This window comes from Burkholderia sp. MSMB1826 (assembly GCF_001526325.1).
Lineage (GTDB): Bacteria > Pseudomonadota > Gammaproteobacteria > Burkholderiales > Burkholderiaceae > Burkholderia.
Genome location: NZ_LOYN01000029.1, coordinates 100282 through 125974 on the forward strand (window position 1 = coordinate 100282; position 25693 = coordinate 125974).

Here is a 25693-nt window from a genome sequence, read left to right on the forward strand (position 1 = left end):
GTCGCGCGGGGATCAGATCAGGCGGTTGTCGGGCAGGCGCTTCGCGATTTCCGCGACGAGCGCATGCGCGAGTTCGTCCTTGGGCGCGCGCGGCAGGCGCGTGAGGCCGGCAGCCTCGAACAGCACGACTTCGTTGTCGTCGCGGCCGAACGTCAGCGGGCCGAGGTTGCCGACGAGCAGCGGCACGTTCTTGCGCTTGCGCTTCTCGTCGCCGTGCACGTCGAGGTCGCCGCTTTCGGCCGCGAAGCCGACGCAGAACGGTGGATCGGGCAGCGCCGCGACCGACGCGAGGATGTCGGGGTTTTCGACGAACGCAAGCGCCGGCATCTTGCGGTCGGCCGTCTTCTTCATCTTGTGCTCGGCCGGCTGATCGACGCGCCAGTCGGCGACCGCGGCCACCGCGATGAAGATGTCGGCATCGGCGACCGCATGCATCACCGCGTCGTACATCTGCTGCGCGGTCTGCACGTCCTGACGGTAGACGCCCCACGGCGTGTCGAGCGCGACCGGCCCGGCGACGAGATGCACGTCGGCGCCGGCCTGCTGCGCGGCGCGGGCGAGCGCGAAGCCCATCTTGCCGCTGGAGCGGTTCGTCAGGCCGCGCACGGGGTCGAGCGGCTCGAACGTCGGCCCGGCCGTGATCAGCACGCGGCGGTGCGCGAGCACCTTCGGCGCGAAGTGCGCGACGATCGCTTCATAGATCGCCTCGGGCTCGAGCATGCGGCCGTCGCCGACTTCGCCGCATGCCTGCGCGCCCGAATCCGGGCCGAGCACCGACACGCCGTCGGCGCGCAGTTGCGCGGCATTGCGTTGCGTGGCCGGGTTCTGCCACATCTGGCGGTTCATCGCGGGGACGACGAGCAGCGGACAGTCGCGCGCGATGCACAGCGTCGACAGCAGATCGTCGGCGAACCCGTGCGCGAGCTTGGCGAGGAAATCCGTCGACGCGGGCGCGATCACGATCGCGTCGGCTTCGCGCGACAGGTCGATGTGCGCCATGTTGTTGTCGATGCGCGCGTCCCACTGGCTCGTATAGACGGGCCGGCCCGACAGCGCCTGCATCGTGACGGGCGTGATGAACTGGGTAGCGGCGTCGGTCATCGCGACCTGCACGGTCGCGCCGGCCTTCACGAGCAGCCGCGTGAGCTCGGCGATCTTGTAGCAGGCGATGCCGCCCGTCAGGCCGAGAACGAGGTGTTTTCCTGCGAGTTCTGCGTGTGCCAACTCAGGCCTCCTGGGGTCAAACGGAACGGCCGGCGCGAAGCCGGCCGTCGACACGGAGTATGCGCGCTCAGCGCGAGCCGCGCACGCGACGCAGTTCGTCGTAGATCAGCAGCACCGCACCGACCGTGATCGCGGAATCGGCGAGGTTGAACGCCGGGAAGTGCCACGCGCCGAGGTGGAAATCGAGGAAGTCGATCACGTGGCCGTAGACGAGCCGGTCGATCACGTTGCCGAGCGCGCCGCCGAGGATCAGCGCGAGCGACAGGCTGAAGAGCCGCTGCTGGCCGTGACGGCGCAGCAGGAAGCAGATCACGAGCGTCGCACCGACGCCGAGCGCGGTGAACGCCCAGCGCTGCCAGCCGCTCGCGGTCGACAGGAAGCCGAACGCGGCGCCGCGGTTGTACACCAGCACGAGGTTGAAGAACGACGTCAGCGCGTGCTGCGCGCCGTACGCGAACGTTTTCAGGATCGCGATCTTCGACAGTTGATCGAACAGAATCACGATCAGCGAAATGCCGAGCCAGGGCGCGAGCGCGCCGCTGGCCGGTTTCGACAGGGTTTTCGCCATGGTTTAAGCAGCGCTCCGGATTTCGCCGTTTTCAAACAGGTTCGAGAAGCAGCGGCCGCACAGCGTCGGATGCTCGGCGTGCGCGCCGACGTCTTCGCGGTAGTGCCAGCAGCGCTCGCACTTCTGGTACTTCGACGCGGCCACGTCGACGCTTTCCTGCGCTTCGTCGTCGACCTTGACGACCGTCGCGGCCGACGTGATCAGCACGAACTTCAGGTCGTCGCCGAGGCTCGCGAGCGCGTCGTAGCGCACGCCGCTCGCATGCACGGCCACTTCGGCCTGCAGCGACGAACCGATGCGGTTCGCGGTGCGCGCTTCCTCGAGCGCCTTGGTCACGTTGCCGCGCACGTCGCGCAGCAGCGCCCACTTCTCGATCAGCGCGGCCGAGCCGGCGACTTCCGGATACGCATAGTAGGTTTCCGTGAAGATCGTGTCGCTGGCCGGCTGGAACACCTTCCACGCTTCTTCGGCCGTGAACGACAGGAACGGCGCGAGCACGCGCAGCAGGCCGTGCGTCAGGTGGTACAGCGCGGTCTGCGCGGAGCGGCGCGCGCGCGAATCGGCGGCGCTCGTGTACAGGCGGTCCTTCAGCACGTCGAGATAGAAGCCGCCGAGATCTTCCGAGCAGTACGTCTGCAGCTTCGCGACGACCGGGTGGAATTCGTACTTCTCGTAGTGGCCGAGCAGTTCCGTCTGCAGCTGGGCGGAGAACGCGACCGCGTAACGGTCGATCTCGAGCCATTCGTCGACCGGCACCGCGTGCTGCGCGAAGTCGAAGTCCGACAGGTTCGCGAGCAGGAAGCGCAGCGTGTTGCGGATGCGGCGATAGCCTTCGGTCACGCGCTTCAGGATTTCCTCGGAGATCGCGAGCTCGCCCGAGTAGTCGGTCGACGCGATCCACAGGCGGATGATTTCCGCGCCGAGGCGGTTCGCGACTTCGTGCGGGTCGATGCCGTTGCCGAGCGACTTGCTCATCTTGCGGCCTTCGCCGTCGACCGTGAAGCCGTGCGTGAGCAGGCCCTTGTACGGCGCGCGGCCGTCGAGCATCGATGCCGTCAGCAGCGACGAGTGGAACCAGCCGCGATGCTGGTCCGAGCCTTCGAGGTACAGATCGGCCGGGAACTGCAGCTGATCCTTGTGCGAGCCGCGCAGCACATGCCAGTGCGTCGTGCCCGAGTCGAACCACACGTCGAGCGTGTCGCGGTTCTTTTCGTACAGGTTCGCGTCGTCGCCGATCAGCTCGCGCGGGTCGAGCGACTGCCACGCCTCGATGCCCGACTGCTCGACGCGCTTCGCGACTTCCTCGAGCAGCTCGAGCGTGCGCGGGTGCAGCTCGCCGGTTTCCTTGTGCACGAAGAACGCCATCGGCACGCCCCACTGGCGCTGGCGCGACAGCGTCCAGTCCGGACGGTTCGCGATCATGCTGAACAGACGCTGCTTGCCCCACGACGGGTAGAACGCGGTCGCGTCGACGCCTTCGAGCGCCGTCTCGCGCAGCGTCTTGCCGCCGTCGCGCGGCGTCGTGTCCATGCCGGCGAACCACTGCGACGTCGCGCGGTAGATGATCGGCGTCTTGTGGCGCCAGCAGTGCATGTAGCTGTGCGTGTACTTCTCGCTGCGCAGCAGCGAGCCGGCCGCGTTCAGCGCGTCGACGATCTTCGGGTTCGCGTCCCAGATCGACAGGCCGCCGAACAGCGGCAGCGATTCGATATAGCGGCCGTCGCCCATCACCGGGTTGATGATGTCCGAGTCGGTCATCCCGTGCGCCTTGCACGACACGAAGTCCTCGATGCCGTACGCGGGCGACGAGTGCACGACGCCGGTACCCGTGTCGGTCGTCACGTAGTCGCCGAGGTAGACGGGTGCGGTGCGCTTGTAGCCGGGGTGCGCAGACGCGAGCGGGTGGTGGAAGCGCAGGTTCGCGAGCTTCACGCCGGGCGCGGTCGCGACGACGCGGCCGGTCAGCTTGAAGTCGGTCATGCAGGCTTCGACGCGCTCTTCCGCGATGATCAGCAGCCCGCGCTCCGTGTCGACGAGCGCGTAGACGATTTCCGGATGGAGGTTCAGCGCCTGGTTCGCGGGAATCGTCCACGGCGTGGTCGTCCAGATCACGATGCCGCCGTCGGCGCGCGGCAGCGCCGGCAGGCCGAACGCCTGCGCGGTCTTTTCGGGTTCCGCGAACGCGAACATCACGTCGATCGTCGGGTCGGTGCGGTCCTTGTACTCGACTTCCGCTTCCGCGAGCGCCGAGCCGCAGTCGAAGCACCAGTTCACCGGCTTCAGCCCGCGATACACGAAGCCCTTCTCGATGATCTTGCCGAGCGCGCGGATCTCCTCCGCCTCGTTCACGAAGTTCATCGTCTTGTACGGGTTGGCCCAGTCGCCGAGCACGCCGAGACGCTTGAAGCCGACCTTCTGCTTCTCGATCTGCTCGGTCGCGTACGCGCGCGCCTTGCTCATCACTTCGGCTGCCGGCAGCGACTTGCCGAACTGCTTCTCGATCTGGATCTCGATCGGCATCCCGTGGCAATCCCAGCCCGGCACGTACGGCGCGTCGAAGCCGGCCATGTTGCGCGACTTGACGACGATGTCCTTCAGGATCTTGTTGACCGCGTGGCCGAGGTGGATGTCGCCGTTCGCGTACGGCGGACCGTCGTGCAGGATGAACTTCGGCCGGCCCTGGCTGGCCGCGCGGATCTTGTCGTAGATGCCGCGCTCTTCCCACTCCTTGACCCACTGCGGTTCGCGCTTGGGCAGGTCGCCGCGCATCGGGAACGGCGTGTCGAGCAGGTTGACCGGATACTTGGCCTGCGGTTTCGAATCGGCTTTCTTGTTGCTCATGATGGGATCGCTATCTAAATCGGGGGACGCTCTGGCGTCGTGAATCGGGTAGGCGCGCGAGAAGGCGGCGCGAGGGTGCGGCGCGAGGCGCCGCCGTCCGGATCAGCTAATTCGGTCGGTCGCCGACGTCGCGAAGCCTGTCGCGCGGCTGCCCGGCGCGCGGTCGCGCTCGACGAAGTACGCGCGCGCATTCGCGACGTCGAGCGCGATCGCCCGCGACAGCGCCTCGAGATCGTCGAACTTCGCCTCGTCGCGCAGCTTCTTCAGGAATTCGACGCGGATCAGTTTGCCGTATGCATCGCCGTGCCAGTCGAGCAGATGGACTTCGAGCAGTGTGCGGCCGGAATCGTCGACCGTCGGGCGCAGCCCGAGGCTCGCGACGCCCGGCAACGGGGTGGGGCCGAGGCCGTGCACCTGCACGACGAAGATGCCCTGGAGCGCCGGCCGTTTGTGCGCGATCGGCAGGTTCAGCGTCGGGAAGCCGAGATCGCGACCGAGCTTGAGCCCGTGCGCGACATGGCCGCTGATCAGGTAACCGTGGCCGAGCGCCTGCGCGGCTGCGTCGAGATCGCCCGCGGCGAGCGCCGTGCGCACGCCGGAACTCGAGATGCGCGTGCCGTCGCTGCCGGCGACCGTGCCCATCTGCTCGACCTCGAAGCCGTACTGCTCGCCGGCCGCCTTCAGCGTGTCGAACGTGCCCGCGCGCTTCGCGCCGTAGCAGAAATCGTCGCCGACCATCATCCAGCGCGTGTGCAGCCCGTTCACCAGCGTGCGCTCGACGAACGCCTGCGGCGACTGGCTCGCGAACGTGTGATTGAAGTGCTCGACGACGACGCGGTCGACCCCGTGGTCGCGCAGCGCCTCGAGCTTGTCGCGCAGCATCGCGATGCGCGGCGGCGCGCCGGCCGGATTGAAGAATTCGCGCGGGTGCGGCTCGAACGTCATCACGCACACGGGCAGGCCGCGCGCGTCCGCTGCCGCGCGCACGCGCGCGAGCAAGGCCTGGTGGCCGCGATGGACACCGTCGAAGTTGCCGATCGTCAGCGCGCACGGGGCGCGACTCTCGGCGTTGGGCAGGCCGCGGAAGACTTTCACGATAGCGGATGCAGCGTCGGGGGAATGGGCGGTGGGATGCCGCAAAGCAGAAGATTATAAACGTTCGGGCGGGTCGGCGGCCGAGAAGGCGGGAAACGCGGGGGCGAATGGTAAAATTCGCGGATGAAAAAACTCGTGATCCTGATTTCCGGTCGCGGCAGCAACATGGAGGCCATCGCCCGCGCATGCGCGCAGGAACGCTGGCCGGCCGAGGTCGCCGCCGTGATCGCCAACCGGCCCGACGCGGCCGGCCTGGCTTTTGCCGCGTCGCACGGGGTGGCGACGGCGGTGGTCGACCACCGGTCGTTCGACGGCCGCGACAGCTTCGACGCGGCGCTCGCTGCGGAGATCGACCGTTTCTCGCCCGATCTCGTCGTCCTCGCCGGCTTCATGCGCATCCTCACGCCCGCTTTCGTCAGACGTTACGAGGGCCGGCTGCTGAATATCCATCCGTCGCTGCTGCCGAGCTTCAAGGGCATCCACACGCACCAGCAGGCGCTGGATGCCGGCGTCGCGCTGCATGGCGCGAGCGTGCATTTCGTCATTCCCGAGCTCGACAGCGGCGCGATCGTCGCGCAGGGCGCGGTGCCCGTGCGCGCCGGCGACGACGCGGCCGCGCTCGCGCGGCGCGTGCTGGCGGTCGAGCACGTGCTGTATCCGCGCGCGGTGCGCTGGTTCGTCGACGGCCGGTTGCGTCTCGAGAACGGCCGTGCAGTGGTGGCGCCCGAAGAGGCGCGCTGGATTTTCGCGGATGAACCGCATACCGAAACGAGTGAGGGCGTATGAAGCTGCACGGATTCCTGATCGGCCAGACCGAGACTCTGCTGGCCGAGGTGCTGAAGTTCGCCGGCCCCGCCGACGCGACGACGAGCCGGTTCTTCCGCGCGCACCCGAAGCTCGGGCATGCCGAGCGCGGCGTGATCGCCGAGGCCGTGTTCGCGGTGCTGCGCCGGAAGATGGAGTTTTCGCATCTGGCCGAGAGCGGCACGGGCACGCCCGCGCGACGCCTCACGCTGCTCGGCCTGATGCAGACGGTCGGTCGCAATGCGCTGAAGCCGTTCCTGTCCGACACCGAGTCCGCATGGCTCGAGCACGTGTCGAAGATCGATCCGGCGAGCCTGCCCGTGCGCATTCGCACGAATCTGCCCGACTGGATTCACCAGGCGCTGTCGGCCCGTTTCGACGCCGACGAGCTCGCGCAACTCGCCGCCGCGCTGAACTACCCGGCGCCGCTCGACCTGCGTGCCAACGCGCAGAAGGCGAGCCGCGACCAGGTGATCGAAGCGCTGCGCGTGAGCGGCATCGACGCGGGCGCGACGCCGTTCGCGCCGTTCGGGGTGCGCGTGGTCGGCAAGCCGGCGCTGACGCGCCTGAAGCTGTTCGAGGAAGGGGCGATCGAGGTGCAGGACGAAGGCAGCCAGCTGCTGTGCTCGCTGGTGGCGCCGCGGCGCGGCGAGATGGTCGTCGATTTCTGCGCGGGCGCGGGCGGCAAGACGCTCGCGCTCGGCGCGATGATGCGCTCGACCGGGCGCCTGTATGCGTTCGACGTCTCGGAAAAGCGCCTCGCCAAGCTGAAGCCGCGCCTCGCGCGCAGCGGGCTGTCGAACGTGAACCCGGTGCTGATCGACAGCGAGCACGACCCGAAGATCAAACGGCTCGCCGGCAAGATCGACCGCGTGCTGGTCGACGCGCCGTGTAGCGGCCTCGGCACGCTGCGCCGCAATCCGGACCTGAAGTGGCGGCAGACGCGCACGGCGATCGACGAGCTGACGCCCAAGCAGGCGTCGATCCTCGCGAGCGCCGCGCGGCTCGTGAAGAAGGGCGGCCGGCTCGTCTACGCGACCTGCAGCGTGCTCGACGCCGAGAACGAGCGCATCGTCGAACAGTTCCTGGCCGATCACCCCGACTTCGTGCTGGTGCCGGCGCAGCAGGTGCTGGCCGACCAGCGCATCGCGCTCGAGACGGGCGATTACCTGTCGCTGTGGCCGCACCGTCACGCGACCGACGGCTTCTTCGCCGCGGTGCTCGAACGCCGCGCCGCGCAGTAACGACGCCCGGACGGACGATGGAGACTCTGCAGAGCCGCCTGCTGTCGCACCGGCTGGCGTCGGTGATTCGCGATTTCCACCAGCCGGTGATGATCTGGCAGGCGGCGATCCTCGTCGGGGCACTGTGTTTCGCGTGGGTGGCCGCGCGCTTCGTGCACGGCCGGATCGACGCGCGGCGCCGGGCCGCCGGACGCGCGCCGGGCGCGGGCGCGCAAAGCCTGAAGCGTGCGCTGTTTCCGCTGTTCGGCAGCGTGTTCGTCGGCGGCGCGCAGCTCGCGTTCGACCCGTTCATGTCGACGTCGCTGCTGGCGCTCGCGCTCGTGCCGCTGTTCGGCATCGGGCTGATCTACGTGCTGTTCTTCTTCGCGCGGCGCGTGTTCGCGCGCGACGGCCACACGCACGCATGGCTGTCGATCGTCGAGAAGATCGTGTCGACCGTCGTGTGGGCCGCGATGGTGATGACCGTGCTCGGCATCCAGCGCGACGTGCTCGGCTGGCTCGACAGCGTGCAGTTCCGGGTCGCGACTGCGCACCTCACGCTGCTGTCGGTGATTTCCGGCGCGCTGTGGGTCTGCGTGACGCTGATGGTCGCGATGTGGCTCGGCTCGGTGCTCGAGGATCGCCTGTCGCGCGCGAGCACGCTCGACGCGAACCTGAAGGTCGTGCTGTCGCGCGTCGGCCGCGCGCTGCTCGTGTTCGCGGCGATCCTGATCGGGCTGTCGCTCGTCGGCATCGACGTGACGGTGCTCGGCGTGTTCGGCGGCGCGGTGGGCGTCGGCCTCGGTTTCGGGTTGCAGAAGATCGCGAGCAACTACGTGTCGGGCTTCATCATCCTGCTCGACCGCTCGCTGCGGCTCGGCGATGCGATCAGCGTCGGCGGGCTGCAGGGCGTCGTCACGCAGATCCGCACGCGCTACACGGTCGTGCGCGGCCTCGACGGCAACGAGACGCTGATCCCGAACGAGAAGCTGATCACCGACGTCGTGCAGAACCAGTCGTCGTACCTGACGCGCGGCTATGCGAAAGTCGCGGTGCAGGTCGCGTACACGAGCGACGTCGAGCGGGCGCTCGCGTTGCTCGCCGACGCCGCGAAGGACGTGCCGCGCGTGCTGGCCGAGCCGGCGCCGACCCCGTATCTCGTGAGTTTCGGCGCGGACGGGATCGACCTGGAGCTCGGCTTCTGGATCGAGGATGCGGCGAAAGGCACGTCGGGCGTGCGCTCGAGCGTGAACCGCAACATCTGGCGGCTGTTCGGCGAGCACGGGATTTCGATTCCGTTCCCGCAGCGCGAAGTGCGCGTGGTCGGGCTGCCGGACGGCTTTCCCGCGCAGGGTGTGGCGGCCGGGCCCGATCCGGCGGCCGCCAACGGGGCGCTGGACGCGCGCACGCCGGCGGCGTAGCGGGCGGGTACGGTCAATCGTACCGATTCCGCGGTCGAAACCGGATCGCGTGCCTTTCCCAGTCCGCCGGTGGACCCTGCAGATTGCGTCAGGGCAAGAAAATATTCATTTTTTACAAAGACTTGGAACGGTTGAAGTAAAATTCTGGTCTACACGCGGTATGCTTTCATTTTTCTGACGTCGGCATGAGCCGGCGTCGCTCTCATCACGGGTAACTGCCTTGTTGAATTCCCTGCTCGATTTTCTTTCCCACGGGCTTCTGCATTTTTCGTGGTGGCAGGTCGCGCTGTTCGCGCTCGCCGTCACGCACGTCACGATCATCGGCGTCACGGTCTACCTGCACCGCTGCCAGGCGCACCGCGCGCTGGAGCTGCATCCGATCGCGAGCCATTTCTTCCGTTTCTGGCTGTGGATGACGACCGGGATGCTGACCGGCCAGTGGGCCGCGATCCATCGCAAGCACCACGCGAAGTGCGAAACCGAGGAAGATCCGCACAGCCCGCAGACGCGCGGCATCTGGAAGGTGTTCCTCGAGGGCGCCGAGCTGTACCGCGCGGAAGCGAAGAACGAGGAGACGATGCGCAAATTCAGCCACGGCACGCCGAACGACTGGCTCGAGCGCAATCTCTACTCGAAGTACCCGATCCTCGGCATCAGCATGATGATGGTGATCGACGTCGCGCTGTTCGGCGTGCTCGGCCTGACCGTGTGGGCCGTGCAGATGGTGTGGATCCCGTTCTGGGCGGCGGGCGTCGTCAACGGCTTCGGGCACTTCTGGGGCTATCGCAACTTCAACTCGGCCGACGCGAGCACGAACCTGTTCCCGTGGGGCATCGTGATCGGCGGCGAAGAGCTGCACAACAACCACCACACGTTCGCGACGTCGGCAAAGCTGTCGAACAAGTGGTACGAGTTCGACATCGGCTGGATGTACATCCGGATCATGTCGGCATTCGGCCTCGCCAAGGTGAAGAAGGTTGCGCCCACGCCGCGCCTGAACAAGCCGAAGACGGTGCTCGACCAGGAAACGCTGCAGGCCGTGCTGTCGAACCGCTACGAAGTGATGGCGCGCTACGGCAAGGCCGTGAAGCGTGCGTACCGCCAGGAGCTCGCGCACCTGAAGGAACTCGGTTCGAGCGAGAAGTACCAGTTGATGCGTAGCGCGCGCAAGTGGTTCCACAAGGATGCCGACGGTCTCGACGAGCCGCAGAAAAAGCTGCTGCCGGAGATCTTCGCGAACAGCCAGAAGCTGCATACGTACTTCCAGCTGCGCCAGGATCTCGCCGCGATCTGGGATCGTTCGACCGCGTCGCGCGAACAGCTGCTCGCGCAATTGCAGGATTGGTGCCATCGCGCAGAACAAAGCGGCATCAAGGCGCTGCAGGAATTCGCGACGCGCCTGCGTCGCTACGCCTGATTCGAAATCGATTAGAATCTCAGGACGTCACAAACCCCGCGTTGGCGGGGTTTTTTCATTTGGGCCGCTGGTTTTTGACGGATCGGCAGCGCCTGAATGGGTATGAGGCTTGGGGCGGTGGCAAGTGGGCGCCCCGGGCGAGTGCAAGGGATGGGATCGGGGCAGGGCGCCGAAGCGTCCACGCTGATCGACCGCGAAGCATGGGATCAGAGTAAGTGCTAAAGCACTAACTCTGATCGACCGCGAAGCATGGGATCGGAGTAAGCGCTAAAGCGCTAACTCCGATCGACAGGAGATATGGAGATGCAATCGACGATCAAACCCGTCGAGTACGACCGGCCCGTCGCCGCAGGGACCGTATGCGGCGTGGGACAGGCGTGGGCCAAGGTGCCCGAGGCGCCGTCCGCCGAGGAGCGCGCTGCGCTGAAGGCGCGCATCAAGGCGTTGCTCGCCCGTGAAAAGGCCGTGCTGGTCGCCCACTACTACGTGGATGCCGAACTGCAGGAACTCGCCGACGAAACCGGCGGTTGTGTGGCCGATTCGCTCGAAATGGCCCGCTTCGGCCGCGATCACGACGCGCAGACGCTGGTCGTCGCCGGCGTGCGCTTCATGGGCGAAACCGCGAAGATCCTGAGCCCGAACAAACGGATCCTGATGCCCGATCTCGACGCGACCTGTTCGCTCGACCTCGGCTGCCCGGTCGACGAATTCTCGGCCTTCTGCGATGCACATCCGGACCGTACCGTCGTCGTCTACGCGAACACCAGTGCGGCCGTGAAGGCGCGCGCGGACTGGATGGTCACGTCGTCGATCGGCCTCGAGATCGTGGCCGACCTGCACGCGCGCGGCGAAAAGATCATCTGGGCCCCCGATCGCCATCTGGGCAGCTATATCCAGAAGAAGACCGGCGCGGACATGCTGCTGTGGCAGGGCTCGTGTCTGGTTCACGACGAGTTCAAGGGCATCGAGCTCGACCTGCTGCGCGCCGAATATCCGGACGCGAAGGTGCTCGTCCATCCCGAGTCGCCGGAAAACGTCGTGGCGCAGGCCGATGTCGTCGGTTCGACCACGCAACTGATCGACGCGGCCGTCAAGTTCGACGCGAAGCGCTTCATCGTCGCGACCGATCTCGGCATCCTGCACAAGATGCAGCTTGCGGCGCCCGGCAAGACCTTCATCGCGGCGCCGACGGCCGGCAACAGCGCGACCTGCAAGAGCTGCGCGCACTGCCCGTGGATGGCGATGAACGGCCTCGCGAACCTGGCCGACGTGCTCGAACGCGGCCACAACGAGATTTTCGTCGATCCCGCGATCGGCGAGCGCGCGCGTTTGCCGATCGACCGGATGCTCGAATTCGCGGCCGCGCACAAGAAGCGCGTGCAGGCGAGCGGCGACTTGCAGCGCGACCAGCAACTGTTTGCGAACGTGGGAGCGGCGTAATGAACGGCCCTCACGCTCACATTCGTTCGCTGTCGACCGAGGGGGCGGCCGCCTTCCTTGGGGGCGGCCCGGCGGAAGGCGCCGCGACTGCAGTCTCGCCGCTGTTCGAAGCCGTCCGCGCACAATACGGCGCGGCATTCGACGCAGCGATCGCGCGTAACGTGGCCGATGCGATCGCCGAAGACGTCGGCACCGGCGACCAGACCGGGCGGCTCGTGCCGGCCGGCGAGCGCCGCCGGGCCCGGATCATCGTGCGCGAGGAAGCCGTGCTGTGCGGCGTCCCGTGGTTCGACGCCGTGATCGCCCGGATCGATCCGTCGATCGTCGTGCAATGGCGCTATCGCGAAGGCGACCGGATGACGGCGGATTCGACCGTGTGCGAACTCGAAGGGCCGGCGCGCGCGCTGCTGACGGCCGAGCGCAACGGGCTGAACTTCCTGCAACTGCTGTCGGGTGTCGCGACCGCGACGCGACGTTACGTCGATCGCGTCGAAGGCACGCGCGCGAAAATACTCGATACGCGCAAGACGCTGCCGGGGCTGCGGCTCGCGCAGAAGTACGCCGTGCGCGTGGGCGGCGGCGAAAACCAGCGTCTCGCGCTGTACGACGGCATCCTGATCAAGGAAAACCACATCGCGGCGGCTGGCGGTGTCGGCGAGGCGCTCGATGCGGCGTTCGCGCTGGAGTCGGGCGTGCCCGTGCAGGTCGAAGTCGAGACGCTCGCGCAACTCGACACGGCGCTCGCGCATGGCGCGCAGTCGGTGCTGCTCGACAACTTCACGCTCGACATGATGCGCGAAGCGGTGCGTGTGGCGGATGGCAAGGCCGTGCTCGAAGTATCGGGCGGCGTCAATTTCGATACGGTGCGCACGTTCGCGGAGACGGGCGTCGATCGCATCTCGATCGGCGCGCTGACGAAGGACGTGCGGGCGACGGACTATTCGATGCGGATCGTCGACTGATCGAATGTCGTCCAAATAGACAAAAGCCGTTGGCGCGCAAACGCCAGCGGCTTTTTTCTCGTGCTTGACCCGTCCTGAAATAGGTTGACACTTTTTCGCCGAGACGAAGAGGTGGCAAGTGGAACAAGGGATCAAGCGGACGCAGCGGGGAAGGGCGGCGCGCCGCTCAGCGGCGCACGCGCGGCGTGAGCACGCTCGGCAATGCCTTCGGCAGCGTATGCGGCCAGTCGCGGCTGTAGTGCAGCCCGCGGCTTTCGCGGCGCGAGTGCGCGCTCTTCACGATCAGCGTGGCCACGTCGACGAGGTTGCGCAGTTCGAGCAGATCGCGCGTCACGCGGAAATTCGCGTAGTACTCATGGATTTCGTCGCGCAGCAGCGACAGCCGGTGCTTCGCGCGCTCGAGGCGCTTGTCGGTGCGCACGATGCCGACGTAGTTCCACATCAGGCGGCGCAGTTCGTCCCAGTTGTGTGCAACGACGACCTCCTCGTCCGCATCCGACACGCGGCTTTCGTCCCAGGCGGGCAGCGTGGCGGGCGCGTCGGCGTCGAAACCGGCCGCCTCGATCGCCCCGGCCGCCGCGCGGCCGATCACGAGGCATTCAAGCAGCGAGTTGCTCGCGAGCCGGTTCGCGCCGTGCAACCCCGTGTACGACGTTTCGCCGACCGCATACAGGCCGGCGAGATCGGTGCGGCCGGCGAGATCGGTGACGACGCCGCCGCACGTATAGTGCGCGGCCGGCACGACGGGAATCGGCTGTTTCGCGATGTCGATGCCGAATTCGAGGCAGCGCGCATGGATCGTCGGGAAATGTTCGCGCAGGAACGCTTCCGGCTGGTGGCTGATGTCGAGATACACGCAGTCGATCCCGCGCTTCTTGATCTCGAAGTCGATCGCGCGGGCGACGATGTCGCGCGGCGCGAGTTCGGCGCGCGGATCGTGCGCGGGCATGAAGCGCGTGCCGTCGGGCAGCTTCAGGAGGCCGCCTTCGCCGCGCACGGCTTCCGAAATCAGGAACGACTTCGCGTACGGATGGAACAGGCAGGTCGGGTGGAACTGGATGAATTCCATGTTCGACACGCGGCAGCCGGCACGCCACGCCATCGCGATGCCGTCGCCGGTCGCGGTGTCGGGATTCGTCGTGTACAGGTAGACCTTGCCGGCGCCGCCGGTGGCGAGCACCGTATGCGGCGCCTCGATCGTGATCGTCCGGTCATTGTCGACGTCGAGCGCATACAGGCCGTGACAGCGGCGGCCGGGCAGGCCGAGCCGGTCCGACGTGATCAGGTCGATCGCATGGTGGTTTTCGAAGAACGTGATGTTCGGATGCTGGCGCGCGCGCGCCGACAGCGTCGCCAGCACCGCATGGCCGGTCGCATCGGCCGCATGGATGATCCGGCGGTGGCTGTGGCCACCTTCGCGCGTCAGGTGAAAGCCGAGTTCGGCCGCGTCGTCCTTCGTGAACGGCACGCCTTGCGAGATCAGCCATTCGATCGCTTCGCGGCCGTGCTCGACGATGTAGCGCGTCGCGCCTTCGTCGCACAAGCCGCCACCGGCGACCAGGGTGTCGTCGACGTGGTTCTCGATGCTGTCCGCCGAGTCGAGGACCGCCGCGATGCCGCCCTGCGCGTTATCGCTCGCCCCCTCCATCATCGAACGTTTCGCGATCAGCGCGACACGCCGCGTGCTGGCCAGGTTGAGTGCGACCGACAGCCCTGCCAGGCCGCTGCCGACGATCGCCACGTCGAATTTCATGCTGCATCTCCATCGTTACGCTTTTGATCTTGTGCGTTCCGGCGGCCGCGGCCGCGGAAAGGGGAGAGCATACCGCGTCGGGAGCCTGAGCGTGCGCGCCAAAACAAAAAGCCCCGCAGGTGCGGGGCTTTTCGGTCGCCGTCAGGCTGGCAGAAACCGGAGATTACTTGATCTTGGTTTCTTTGTATTCCACATGCTTGCGGACGACGGGATCGAACTTCTTGATCGCCATCTTTTCCGGCATGTTGCGCTTGTTCTTCGTGGTCGTGTAGAAGTGACCCGTACCAGCGGTCGACTCGAGCTTGATCTTGTCGCGGGCGCCTTTTGCCATGATTGTGCTCCTTGGGCTTAGGCTTCGCCGCGTGCGCGCAGGTCAGCGAGCACGGAATCGATGCCGTTCTTGTCGATCAGGCGCAGGCCGGCGTTCGAGACGCGCAGGCGCACCCAGCGGTTTTCGCTCTCTACCCAGAACCGGCGGTTTTGCAGGTTCGGCAGGAAGCGACGCTTCGTCTTGTTGTTGGCGTGGGAAACGTTGTTGCCGCTCATCGGCGCTTTCCCAGTTACTTGGCATACGCGTGCCATGAGAGCACTCCTAATACGCTAAATTCGGGGTTCGATCGCCGGTGAAGGTTCCATCGCACCGCCACGTGATCCATGGCTGCACTCAGAACGCCGTAGCCCTTACAGACAAGGCCCTTCGATGGCTAGAACTGGTTGGAAAAAAGACAGACGGCGATTCTAGCAGAAAAAGCTCAGAAAAATCAAACCTAATTTCGCTTCGCCGTTGCGGCGCCTCGGGACGGGCCGCCGCGCCACAGTCTACAGCCAACCGGCCCGCGCGAACGAAAAAGTATCGCTGACGCCGACGACGATGTGATCGAGCAGCCGCACGTCGATGAGCTCGAGCGCGTCTTTCAGCACGCGGGTCAGGCGGCGGTCTTCCGCGCTCGGCTGCACCGCGCCCGACGGATGGTTGTGCGCGACGATCAGCGCCGCGGCGTTCCGTTTCATCGCGCGGCGCACGATCTCGCGCGGATAGACGGCCATGCGCGTGAGCGAGCCGCGCGCGATTTCCTCCATGTCGATCAGGCAGTTGCGCGCGTCGAGATAGACCGCCATGAATACTTCGTACTGGCGCGTGCCGATCTTCAGTCGCAGGCAATCCTCGACGGCGCCGGGCGAGTCGATTTGCATCCGTTCTTCCGCTTTCTCCACCAGCATGCGCCGCGCGATCTCGGTGACCGCGACGAGCCGCGCGGAGCGTGCGGGGCCGATGCCGGGGTGCGCCTCGAAATCGTCGGTGGTCGCTTCGAGCAGCCCGTGCAACGTGCCGAACTGCTCGACCAGCCTGCGGGCGGTGACGAATACGTCGTGACCGGGCTTGCCGGTGCCGAGCAGCAGCGCGATCAGCTCGTCGTCGGTCAGCGCGGCCGGCCCGCGTTCCACCAGCCGTTCGCGCGGCCGCTCGGGCCGCCAGTCGCCCGGGCGGCGCCTGCGGCGGTTGATCGGGATGACGCGGCCGGGCGGATCGGCCGGCGCGTCGGCGGTGTCGCGGCATTCGGCCGACGGCGCGATGAGGCGGGGTGACGGCATGATCGGAACTCCATTGGCGGCGGGCGGCGGGTGCAACGTCGTCGCACTTTCCGCCTTGCACGCTCAGGTGACTTACAATGTTGGTTTTGCGCCGGGCCATTCGGCCGTATCGGGCGCCGACTGAACGAGTAATTCATGAGCCTCATCGATTTATCCGAAGTGAAGCCCGGTTCCCACGTCACGTTGCATTACCGGCTGGCACTGGCCGACGGCGCCGACATCGTCAACACCTTCTCGGACAAGCCGGCCACGCTGTTGCTGGGCGCGGGGCAACTGGCGCCGTCGCTGGAACAGATTCTGCTCGGGCTCCGGGTCGGCGACCACTCGACTTTTCAGCTAGCCCCCGATCAGGGGTTCGGCCCCCGCAATCCCGACATGCTCCAGCGCGTGACGCTGTCGACGCTGCGCGAGAACGGAATGGTCGGCGACGATTTCACGCCGGGCGAACTCATCGAGTTCAATGCACCGGATGGCGGTCGCTACGCGGGGGTGCTGAAGGAGGTCGGCGAGACCTCGGCGCTGTTCGACTTCAATCATCCGCTCGCGGGCCAGGCGCTCACGTTCGAAGTGAAAATCATCGGAATCCTGTAATCATGAGTACCACCGATACGCTGTCCGGACAGACCGTCGCCGCCGACGCCGAAATCCTGCTGGCCCAGCCGCGCGGCTTCTGCGCGGGCGTCGACCGCGCGATCGAGATCGTCGAGCGCGCCATCGCGATGCACGGTGCGCCGATCTACGTGCGTCACGAAATCGTCCACAACAAGTACGTGGTCGAGGATCTGAAGAAGAAGGGCGCGATCTTCGTCGAGGAACTCGAGGAAGTGCCGGCCGGCAATACCGTGATCTTCAGTGCGCACGGCGTGTCGAAAGCCGTGCGCGACGAGGCCGACGTGCGCGGGTTGCGCATTTACGACGCCACCTGCCCGCTCGTCACGAAGGTGCACGTCGAGGTCGCGAAGATGCGCCAGGACGGTGTCGACATCGTCATGATCGGGCACAAGGGCCATCCCGAAGTCGAAGGCACGATGGGCCAGGTCGAGCGCGGCATGCACCTCGTCGAAAGCGTCGAGGACGTGCACAAGCTCGAGCTCGCCGATCCCGAACGCATCGCGCTCGTCACGCAGACGACGCTGTCCGTCGACGACGCGGCCGAGATCATCGGCGCGCTGAAGGCGAAGTACCCGAAGATCCGCGAACCGAAGAAGCAGGACATCTGCTACGCGACGCAGAACCGCCAGGACGCGGTGAAGTTCATGGCGCCGCAATGCGACGTCGTGATCGTGGTCGGCAGCCCGAACAGTTCGAACTCGAGCCGGCTGCGCGAAGTGGCGGAAAAGCGCGGCGTGGCCGCGTACATGGTCGATGCGCCCGACCAGATCGATCCGGCATGGGTCGCCGGCAAGCGCCGCATCGGCGTGACGGCCGGCGCGTCGGCGCCCGAGGTGCTCGCCCAGGCCGTGATCGCACGGCTGCGCGAACTCGGCGTGCGCAACGTCCGCGCACTCGACGGCATCGAGGAAAACGTGTCGTTTCCGCTGCCGCGCGGGTTGAACCTGCCGCCCGCCGCCTGATTGCCGCATCGCACCCGCGGAACACCGAAGCGCGCCTCCCGGCGCGCTTTTTTTTCGTGCGCCGAAATTGCGATCGCAACCATGATTCCCGATCGTGGTGCAACCCGGTTGCTCCGGCCGCGTCCAATCGTGTCTCAAAATTGGTTGCAATGCAGGAAAACCCCATCGAATCAGGAATATTGGCGTCCTATAAATGGAGTTACAATGCGCCCGTTTTCAAGCCGGAATGGCTTTGAAATCGGGTTTTGGCAAGGCGCGGGAGACCATTCAATGCATGTGAAGTTGGCTTACGCCGTGTCCGTCGCCGCACCGGTTGCAATCCTTGCCGGCTGCAGCAAAAAGAGCGACGACGGGGCGGGCAGGGAGGCTGCGGGGTTCGCGGCACCACCATCGGCCAGCGGCGGGCGCGTCGCCGGAAGCGGACGGGGAGCGCCATCGGCGCGCCGTCTCGCGCAACTGGGCAGGGACACGGAATACGGGGCACGTTTGACGATCGATGAAATCCACGCGCTTGGCCCGACGAGCGGGCCGGTAGCGGGCATGCAGGCTGTGTCGCGGCAAGCGGCCGGTCGACGGATGCCGGGCGATCGCGGCGTTGCCGGCAGCGTGCCGAGGCCACTGTCCCCCCTTCGATTCGATTCGACGAAACGGCGTGCCGCCGCGACCGCCCGTGTCGGGGCGCGCAGCCGGGTTCGTACGATGGATTCCGATGCAGTCCTGACGGAAGTCGGGCGCGATTGCCGCAACGCCTTGCCGGGCGACGCGGCGCGGAATCCGCTCCGTCCGGGCGCGATGCTTGCGTGGCATCGGACGGGCCAAGGCACGGAGGCCGGGCAACCGGACGACGGCCGTCTCGGCATGCTGCCCCACGACTTCAAGGAGGCCACGAACACCGTCCTCGATGTCGTGACGATTTAGCGACGGGACTCATGACGGCACCGAAACAGTGCGGTGCCGTTTTTGTATCCGCTCCGGCGGCAGGCCCGGCCGTACAGGCCAGGCGGCGCGCGCCGGGACGATCCACCCTTACCGGTATCGACTAGTACCCGCAGTGTCGCCGAGAAGGCGCGAATCCTCGCTTACCCGCGGGGCGCAACGTCCTCCGGCAGCATGGGCCAAGGAGCTTTAAATGGATATTTTCGTCCAGCAGGTTCTCAACGGGCTGGTGCTCGGCAGTGTGTACGCCATCATCGCGTTGGGATACACGATGGTGTACGGCATTCTCGGCATCATCAACTTCGCGCACGGCGACGTGCTGATGATCGGCGCGATGGTCGCGCTGTCGGCCATCACTGTGCTGCAGAACCACTTTCCCGGACTCGGCAACGTCGCGACGCTGACGATCGGCCTGGGCATCGCCGCGGTCGTCTGTGCGTTCGTCGGCTTCACGATCGAGCGCGTCGCGTACCGGCCGCTGCGCCGCGCGCCGCGTCTCGCGCCGCTGATCACCGCGATCGGCGTGTCGATCCTGCTGCAGACGGCCGCGATGATCATCTGGTCGCGCAACCCGCTGCCGTTCCCGCAATTGCTGCCGACCGACCCGATCAACGTGATCAAGGCGACCGACACGACGCCCGGCGCCGTGATCTCGGTCACTGAAATCGTGATCATCGCCGTCGCGTTCATCGTGATGGGCGGCCTGCTGCTGCTCGTGCACAAGACCAAGCTCGGCCGCGCAATGCGCGCGATCGCCGAAAGCCCGAACACCGCGAGCCTGATGGGCGTGAACCCGAACTTCGTGATCTCGGCAACCTTCATGATCGGCTCCGCGCTCGCCGCGCTGGCCGGCGTGATGATCGCGTCCGAATACGGCAACGTGCACTTCTACATGGGCTTCATCCCCGGCATGAAGGCGTTCACCGCGGCGGTGCTTGGCGGGATCGGCAACCTCGGCGGCGCGATGGTCGGCGGCGTGCTGCTCGGCCTGATCGAGCAGCTCGGGGCCGGCTACATCGGCAACCTCACGGGCGGCGTATTCGGCAGCAACTACCAGGACGTGTTCGCCTTCATCGTGCTGATCGTCGTGCTGGTGTTCCGTCCGTCGGGCCTGCTGGGCGAACGGGTCGCGGATCGCGCGTAACGGAAGGGGAGCAAACAACATGACATCCATTCAACCGATCGAATCGTCGACGTCGCTCGTCGAAGAGCGCAACACCGCCAAGACCGTCGTCATCGGCCTTCTCACCGCGGTCCTCGTGATCGCCGCGCCGATCGTGATCGGCTCGGCCGGCGGCAACTACTGGGTCCGCGTGCTCGACTTCGCGATGCTGTACGTGATGCTCGCGCTGGGCCTGAACGTGGTGGTCGGCTTCGCCGGCCTGCTCGACCTCGGCTACATCGCGTTCTACGCGGTGGGCGCGTACACGGCGGCACTGCTGAGCTCGCCGCACCTGACCTCGCAGTTCGAGTGGATCGCGGCGCTCGCGCCGAACGGCCTGCACGTGCCGTTTCTGATCATCGTGCCGATCGCGATGGCGCTGGCGGCGACCTTCGGGATCCTGCTCGGCGCGCCGACGCTGCGCCTGCGCGGCGACTATCTGGCGATCGTGACGCTCGGCTTCGGTGAAATCGTCCGGATCTTCATGAACAACCTCGACCGTCCGGTGAACATCACCAACGGTCCGAAGGGGATCACGGGCATCGATCCGGTGCACGTCGGCGGCTTCAACCTGTCGCAGACGCATACGCTGTTCGGCTTCCAGCTGCCGTCGGTCTACATGTACTACTACCTGTTCGTGCTCTGCTCGCTGCTGGTGATCTGGGTGTGTACGCGTCTGCAGCACTCGCGTATCGGTCGTGCGTGGGCCGCGATCCGCGAAGACGAGATCGCGGCGAAGGCGATGGGCATCAACACCCGTAACGTGAAGCTGCTCGCGTTCGCGATGGGCGCGTCGTTCGGCGGCCTGTCGGGCTCGATGTTCGGCGCGTTCCAGGGCTTCGTGTCACCCGAGTCGTTCACGTTCTGGGAATCGATCGTCGTGCTCGCCTGCGTGGTGCTCGGCGGCATGGGCCATATCCCGGGCGTGATCCTGGGTGCGGTGCTGCTCGCAATCTTCCCGGAATTCCTGCGCTCGACGATGAGCCCGCTGCAGCATGCGCTGTTCGGTCACGACGTCGTCGATACCGAAGTGATCCGTCAGGCGCTGTACGGCCTCGCGATGGTGATCATCATGCTGTACCGCTCGGAAGGCCTGTGGCCTGCGCCGAAGCATGAGGACAAGATCGCGAAACTGGCGAAGCGCAACGGCAAGAAGCCGGTGCGCGCTTAACCGACGGACAAGGGGATACACACATGAGCGACAAGCAAATCCGACTGTCCGTGCAGGGCGTGAACAAGCGTTTCGGCGGCCTGCAGGCGCTGTCCGACGTCGGGCTGCAGATCAAGGAAGGCGAGATCTACGGCCTGATCGGCCCGAACGGCGCCGGCAAGACGACGTTCTTCAACGTGATCACGGGCCTCTACACGCCGGACTCCGGCGACTTCAAGCTGGACGGCCAGAACTACACGCCGACGGCCGTGCACCAGGTGGCCAAGGCCGGCATCGCGCGCACGTTCCAGAACATCCGCCTGTTCGGCGGGATGACGGCGCTCGAGAACGTGATGGTGGGCCGCCACGTGCGCACCAAGCACGGGCTGCTCGGCGCGGTGTTCCAGACGCCGGCCGAACGTCAGGAAGAGCGCGAGATCAAGGAGCGCGCGATCGAGCTGCTCGAATACGTCGGCGTGCTGCAGTACGCCGACTACACGTCGCGCAACCTGTCGTACGGTCACCAGCGTCGTCTGGAAATCGCACGGGCGCTTGCGACCGACCCGAAGCTGCTCGCGCTCGACGAGCCGGCCGCGGGGATGAACGCGACCGAGAAGGTCGAACTCACGCGCCTGCTCGACAAGATCCGCTCGGACGGCCGCACGATCCTGCTGATCGAGCACGACGTGAAGCTCGTGATGGGGCTGTGCAACCGGATGACGGTGCTCGATTACGGCAAGGTGATCGCCGAGGGTCTGCCGCAGGACGTGCAGAAGAATCCGAAGGTGATTGAGGCATATCTCGGCGCAGGGGTGCACTGATGGCAGCGGCAATGTTGAAAATCAAGGGCTTGCAGGTCAACTACGGCGGCATTCAGGCCGTCAAGGGCGTTGACATGGAAGTCCGTCAGGGCGAGCTCGTGACGCTGATCGGTGCGAACGGCGCCGGCAAGACCACGACGATGAAGGCAATCACCGGCCTGAAGCCGTACTCGGCGGGCGACATCGAGTACGACGGCAAGTCGATCAAGGGCGTGCCGTCGCACGAACTGCTCAAGCGCGGCCTCGCGATGGTGCCGGAAGGCCGCGGGATCTTCGCGCGGATGTCGATCATCGAGAACATGCAGATGGGCGCGTACCTGCGCAACGACAACGAGCAGATCAAGAAGGACGTCGACCGGATGTTCGGCTTCTTCCCGCGCCTGAAGGAACGGGCGACGCAGCTCGCGGGCACGCTGTCGGGCGGCGAGCAGCAGATGCTGGCGATGTCGCGCGCGATTCTCTCCAAGCCGAAGCTGCTGCTGCTCGACGAGCCGTCGATGGGCCTGTCGCCGATCATGGTCGAGAAGATCTTCGAAGTGGTGCGCGAGATCTCGAAGGAAGGCATCACGGTGCTGCTGGTCGAGCAGAATGCACGCCTCGCGCTGCAGGCGGCCGACCGCGGCTACGTGATGGATTCGGGCACGGTCACGATGGAAGGCGACGCGAAGCAGATGCTCGACGATCCGAAGGTGCGGGCCGCGTATCTCGGTGAATGAATGAGCGGGCCCGGTGCGGCGGCGGATGCTGGCGCGTCGCGCAAGGGCTGTCGAAAGGCTGTCACGGGATGCCGTGACGGCCTTTTTTTCGTCCGGTGTGTCCGGCGGCGAACTGTGCTCGCGGATGCGACTCCATTCATCGGGTAGCGAGGTCGGCGACGCGGTGCGGGACACGGCAGCGTGTCGGTTTGCCGGCAGCCGTCCGCGACCGGCCGTCCGCGACCGGCCGTCCGCGACCGGCCGTCCGCGACCGGCCGTCCGCGACCGGCCGTCCGCAACCGGCCGTCCGCTACCGGCCGTCCGCAAACCGACACGCGGGCGGCGTAGCATGGTCGATCCATCGCGATACGGAGAGCACGCATGAGTCTGGACTACGGTTTCGTGAAGGCGAAGGTGACGTCGGTGGCGCAGCTGAAGGGCTCGCCGCACGGCAGCGAGATCCAGTATCACATCCACCTGACGCTCGCGTTGCCGAGCGGCGACTGGGATGTCGCGATCAACGTCGGCACCAACGATGCGGACGACCTGCTGAACTACAAGCTCGTCTACGATTTCCATCATCCGATCACGGCGACGCTGGCGGCCGCAGCCGAAGGCTATACGGACCTCACCGGGCACACCGCGCTACCTGCGCTCGACTATCTGCGCAGCGACATCCTGAACGAGACGGGGGCATGGCGCGCGAGCGCCGTGATGGACGGCACCGAGCACGCGGAGCCGATCCCGTCGCTGCTGCGGCTCGTCAATGCCGCCCAGTCGCACGGGCTCGACGTGGTCGTGTTCGGCCGCACGTATGCGCAAGGCAACGGCATCCACGACACGCACATGAACCAGGGCTCGACCGGCTCGAACTACCTGCACCGTGCGGGCGACGACCGCAACGACCACAACGACGTGTGGCAGGACGGCGCGCTGATCGTGCGCGTGAGCGATACGCAGTGGGCCGCGTATTTTGCGGCGTTCGAGCAGCAGGCCGTGCCGACCGACGCGCTCGGCAATCCGCTGCCGGGCGCGGGGCCGATCACGCGCTGAGCCGTGCCGCGGCCGGCGGCCGCGTTACGCGGCGGGCAGCGTTTTGCCGAACGAGATGCGCTCCTCGACGCGATAGCCGAGCGCCGCGTAGAAGCGGCATGCATCGTCGTTGCCGGGCAGCACCTGCAGGTTGATCTTCAGGCAGCCGCGCGCGGCGAGCGCGCGTTCCGCATGTGCGATCAGCGCGCGGCCGACACCGAGCCGGCGTACGTCGTTCGCGACGCCGAACGAATAGAGCCAGCCGCGATGTCCGTCGAACCCGGCCATCAGCGTGCCGACGACGCGCGCCCCGCTGGTCGCGACGAAGAACAGCTCCGGCTGCGTCGCGAGCTTCAGCTCGATCGATCGCAGCGGATCGCGGTGCGGCGGCGCACCGGCTTCGTCGTACTGCGGGAACGCGTCGCGCCATACCGCGAGGACGGCATCGGTGTCGGCGCGTTCGAACGGGCGGATCACGACGGCATCGGCGGCGGCATCCATCGCGGCGGTCTCCTTACAGCGTGTCGAGGATCGACCGCAGCATCGCCATCATCCGGTCGATTTCTTCGGTCGTCACGTTCAGCGCGGGCATGAAGCGCAGCAGGTTCGGCCGCGCGGCATTCAGCAGCAGGCCGTCGGGCTGCATGTCGCGCGCCTTCTCGACGATCTGCGGGCCGATGTCCTTGCCGAGCAGCAGCGCGCGCAGCAGGCCTTCGCCGCGTTCGCCCTCGAAGCCGCGCTCCTCCGACAGCTCGAGCAGCTTGCGCTTCAGGTATTCGCCGCGCTCGCGCACGCCTTCGAGGAAGCCGGGCGCGACGAGCTGCGAGATGACCGCATAACCGACCGCCGTCATCAGCGGGTTGCCGTTGTACGTGCCGCCCTGGTCGCCGGCCTCGAACACCGCGACATCGGCCTTCGACAGCAGCGCCGCGAGCGGCACGCCGCTGCCGATGCCCTTGCCGAGCGTCATGACGTCCGGCTCGATATCGGCGAGTTCGTACGCGAACAGCGTGCCCGCGCGACCGCAGCCGCTCTGCACTTCGTCGACGATCAGCAGCAGGTTGTGCTGTTTCGTCAGCGCGCGCAGCTCGCGCATGAATTCGCGCGTGGCCGGAATCACGCCGCCTTCGCCCTGGATCGGTTCGAGCATCACCGCGACGGTCTTGTCGGTGATCAGCTTCTCGACCGAGTTGATGTTGTTCAGCTCGGCCTTCGGGAAGCCCGGCACCTGCGGCGCGTAGATCGTGTCCCAGCCCGGCTTGCCGCTGGCCGACATCGTCGCGAGCGTGCGGCCGTGGAAGCTGTGATCGAACGTGATGATCTCGTACGCGCCGTTCCTGAACTTGCGGCCCCACTTGCGCGCGAGCTTGATCGCGCCTTCGTTCGCTTCCGCGCCGCTGTTCGTGAAGAACACCTTGTCGAACACGCTGTGCTGCGTGAGGAGGCCCGCGAGCTTCGCCATCGGCTCGTTGTAGAACGCCGGCGACGGGTTCAGCAGCTTGTCGGCCTGCGTTTTCAGTGCTTCGACGACACCGTCGTTGCAGTGGCCGAGGCTGTTGACGGCCCAGCCCTGGATGAAGTCCAGATAGCGCTTGCCCGTGTGATCGTAGAGCCACGAACCCTTGCCGTGCGTAAACACGATGTCGGGGCGGTTCGTGATGTACATCAGTGAGTCGATCGGATAATCGTTCAGGGGCATGGCGGCAGACTCCAGCGGGCGTTGAAAGGAAACGGGCAATAAAAAAGCCACGGAAGGCCGTGGCTGGTGGGTCGAACAGCTTGTGCGTAACCGGTGAAGCGGAGGAGGGTTACGCGCGAGTCCGTGACGAGCCGGCGGCATCCGGGCGGAGCGGCGAGCGGCGACGTCGGAGAGCGGACAGGAAGCGGTTCATGTGCGCAAGCATAAGGCATCCCGCGCCCCACTGTAAACCGCCGCGATGCCACGAATGTGACACGGGCGGCGCGCAGCGGGGCGAGGGCGC

At 66.5% G+C, this 25693-nt stretch carries 24 protein-coding genes; 14 read left to right on the forward strand and 10 right to left on the reverse strand.

Translation table 11 applies throughout. From position 1 onward, the window contains the following. Positions 1–12 precede the first annotated feature (12 nt). From coaBC to WS95_RS17995, 4 genes are all read right to left on the reverse strand, one after another. Positions 13–1224, reverse strand: coding sequence for a bifunctional phosphopantothenoylcysteine decarboxylase/phosphopantothenate--cysteine ligase CoaBC (gene coaBC, locus WS95_RS17980; protein ID WP_059782242.1), 1212 nt, complete (start codon positions 1222–1224; stop codon positions 13–15). A 67-nt stretch (positions 1225–1291) separates the two neighbouring features. After that, entirely contained in the window at positions 1292–1792 is a 501-nt protein-coding gene (lspA, locus tag WS95_RS17985) for a signal peptidase II (RefSeq protein WP_034208186.1), read from the reverse strand. Positions 1793–1795: 3 nt separating this feature from the next. Further along, a complete protein-coding gene (gene ileS, locus WS95_RS17990; RefSeq protein WP_059824906.1) occupies positions 1796–4633 on the reverse strand; it encodes an isoleucine--tRNA ligase in 2838 nt (945 codons plus the stop codon). Positions 4634–4735: 102 nt separating this feature from the next. Then, complete coding sequence (locus tag WS95_RS17995) at positions 4736–5728, reverse strand: bifunctional riboflavin kinase/FAD synthetase (protein ID WP_034208184.1); 993 nt, start codon at positions 5726–5728, stop codon at positions 4736–4738. 123 nt (positions 5729–5851) lie between these two features. Here WS95_RS17995 and purN point away from each other — a divergent pair, with 123 nt between their 5' ends. The 6 genes from purN (at position 5852) to nadC (ending at position 12995) form a co-directional block, all read left to right on the forward strand. Beyond that, positions 5852–6514, forward strand: coding sequence for a phosphoribosylglycinamide formyltransferase (gene purN / locus WS95_RS18000; protein ID WP_059824907.1), 663 nt, complete (start codon positions 5852–5854; stop codon positions 6512–6514). Then, complete coding sequence (locus tag WS95_RS18005) at positions 6511–7776, forward strand: RsmB/NOP family class I SAM-dependent RNA methyltransferase (RefSeq protein ID WP_059824909.1); 1266 nt, start codon at positions 6511–6513, stop codon at positions 7774–7776. Before purN ends, WS95_RS18005 begins: the two co-directional genes overlap by 4 nt. A gap of 17 nt (positions 7777–7793) precedes the next feature. Further along, positions 7794–9176 (forward strand): mechanosensitive ion channel family protein, encoded by a 1383-nt coding sequence (locus tag WS95_RS18010; RefSeq protein WP_059824910.1) that lies wholly within the window; start codon positions 7794–7796, stop codon positions 9174–9176. A gap of 220 nt (positions 9177–9396) precedes the next feature. Further along, positions 9397–10593 carry a DesA family fatty acid desaturase gene (locus tag WS95_RS18015; RefSeq protein WP_034208180.1) on the forward strand — a complete coding sequence of 399 codons (1197 nt, stop codon included), beginning with the start codon at positions 9397–9399 and terminating at the stop codon, positions 10591–10593. Between the two features lie 303 nt (positions 10594–10896). Beyond that, positions 10897–12033 (forward strand): quinolinate synthase NadA, encoded by a 1137-nt coding sequence (gene nadA / locus WS95_RS18020; protein ID WP_034208752.1) that lies wholly within the window; start codon positions 10897–10899, stop codon positions 12031–12033. Continuing rightward, the gene (gene nadC / locus WS95_RS18025; RefSeq protein ID WP_257139841.1) at positions 12033–12995 is read left to right on the forward strand and encodes a carboxylating nicotinate-nucleotide diphosphorylase; all 963 of its coding nucleotides are present in this window, start codon (positions 12033–12035) and stop codon (positions 12993–12995) included. The genes nadA and nadC overlap by 1 nt, the downstream gene beginning before the upstream one ends. Positions 12996–13161: 166 nt before the next feature. Here the strand turns inward: nadC and nadB are convergent, their stop codons facing one another. The 4 genes from nadB to radC form a co-directional block, all read right to left on the reverse strand. Next, a complete protein-coding gene (gene nadB, locus WS95_RS18030) occupies positions 13162–14748 on the reverse strand; it encodes an L-aspartate oxidase (RefSeq protein WP_059782253.1) in 1587 nt (528 codons plus the stop codon). A 163-nt stretch (positions 14749–14911) separates the two neighbouring features. Then, positions 14912–15079 carry a 50S ribosomal protein L33 gene (rpmG, locus tag WS95_RS18035; RefSeq protein WP_006478046.1) on the reverse strand — a complete coding sequence of 56 codons (168 nt, stop codon included), beginning with the start codon at positions 15077–15079 and terminating at the stop codon, positions 14912–14914. Positions 15080–15096: 17 nt separating this feature from the next. After that, positions 15097–15330, reverse strand: coding sequence for a 50S ribosomal protein L28 (gene rpmB / locus WS95_RS18040; RefSeq protein ID WP_004186391.1), 234 nt, complete (start codon positions 15328–15330; stop codon positions 15097–15099). A 237-nt stretch (positions 15331–15567) separates the two neighbouring features. Beyond that, on the reverse strand, positions 15568–16341 hold the full coding sequence (gene radC / locus WS95_RS18045) for a RadC family protein (RefSeq protein ID WP_059824912.1): 774 nt from the start codon (positions 16339–16341) through the stop codon (positions 15568–15570). Between the two features lie 135 nt (positions 16342–16476). On the opposite strand from radC, the gene WS95_RS18050 reads away from it, so the two are divergent. The 8 genes from WS95_RS18050 (at position 16477) to WS95_RS18085 (ending at position 23732) form a co-directional block, all read left to right on the forward strand. Then, complete coding sequence (locus tag WS95_RS18050) at positions 16477–16932, forward strand: FKBP-type peptidyl-prolyl cis-trans isomerase (protein WP_034208176.1); 456 nt, start codon at positions 16477–16479, stop codon at positions 16930–16932. 2 nt (positions 16933–16934) lie between these two features. Then, a complete protein-coding gene (gene ispH, locus WS95_RS18055) occupies positions 16935–17915 on the forward strand; it encodes a 4-hydroxy-3-methylbut-2-enyl diphosphate reductase (protein ID WP_034208175.1) in 981 nt (326 codons plus the stop codon). Positions 17916–18185: 270 nt separating this feature from the next. Beyond that, the gene (locus tag WS95_RS18060; protein WP_059824913.1) at positions 18186–18833 is read left to right on the forward strand and encodes a hypothetical protein; all 648 of its coding nucleotides are present in this window, start codon (positions 18186–18188) and stop codon (positions 18831–18833) included. Between the two features lie 211 nt (positions 18834–19044). Then, a complete protein-coding gene (locus WS95_RS18065) occupies positions 19045–19995 on the forward strand; it encodes a branched-chain amino acid ABC transporter permease (protein ID WP_034208173.1) in 951 nt (316 codons plus the stop codon). A 19-nt stretch (positions 19996–20014) separates the two neighbouring features. After that, positions 20015–21184, forward strand: coding sequence for an ABC transporter permease subunit (locus tag WS95_RS18070; RefSeq protein ID WP_034208172.1), 1170 nt, complete (start codon positions 20015–20017; stop codon positions 21182–21184). A gap of 23 nt (positions 21185–21207) precedes the next feature. Then, on the forward strand, positions 21208–21984 hold the full coding sequence (locus tag WS95_RS18075; protein WP_034178806.1) for an ABC transporter ATP-binding protein: 777 nt from the start codon (positions 21208–21210) through the stop codon (positions 21982–21984). Then, the gene (locus WS95_RS18080) at positions 21984–22700 is read left to right on the forward strand and encodes an ABC transporter ATP-binding protein (protein WP_006750046.1); all 717 of its coding nucleotides are present in this window, start codon (positions 21984–21986) and stop codon (positions 22698–22700) included. The genes WS95_RS18075 and WS95_RS18080 overlap by 1 nt, the downstream gene beginning before the upstream one ends. A 360-nt stretch (positions 22701–23060) precedes the next feature. Then, on the forward strand, positions 23061–23732 hold the full coding sequence (locus WS95_RS18085; protein WP_059824915.1) for a DUF2278 family protein: 672 nt from the start codon (positions 23061–23063) through the stop codon (positions 23730–23732). A 24-nt stretch (positions 23733–23756) separates the two neighbouring features. Here WS95_RS18085 and WS95_RS18090 read toward each other — a convergent pair whose 3' ends face one another. Both WS95_RS18090 and WS95_RS18095 read right to left on the reverse strand, forming a co-directional pair. Then, positions 23757–24212 carry a GNAT family acetyltransferase gene (locus tag WS95_RS18090; protein ID WP_034208170.1) on the reverse strand — a complete coding sequence of 152 codons (456 nt, stop codon included), beginning with the start codon at positions 24210–24212 and terminating at the stop codon, positions 23757–23759. 13 nt (positions 24213–24225) lie between these two features. Next, the gene (locus WS95_RS18095; RefSeq protein WP_059824917.1) at positions 24226–25410 is read right to left on the reverse strand and encodes an acetylornithine transaminase; all 1185 of its coding nucleotides are present in this window, start codon (positions 25408–25410) and stop codon (positions 24226–24228) included. Positions 25411–25693 lie beyond the last annotated feature (283 nt).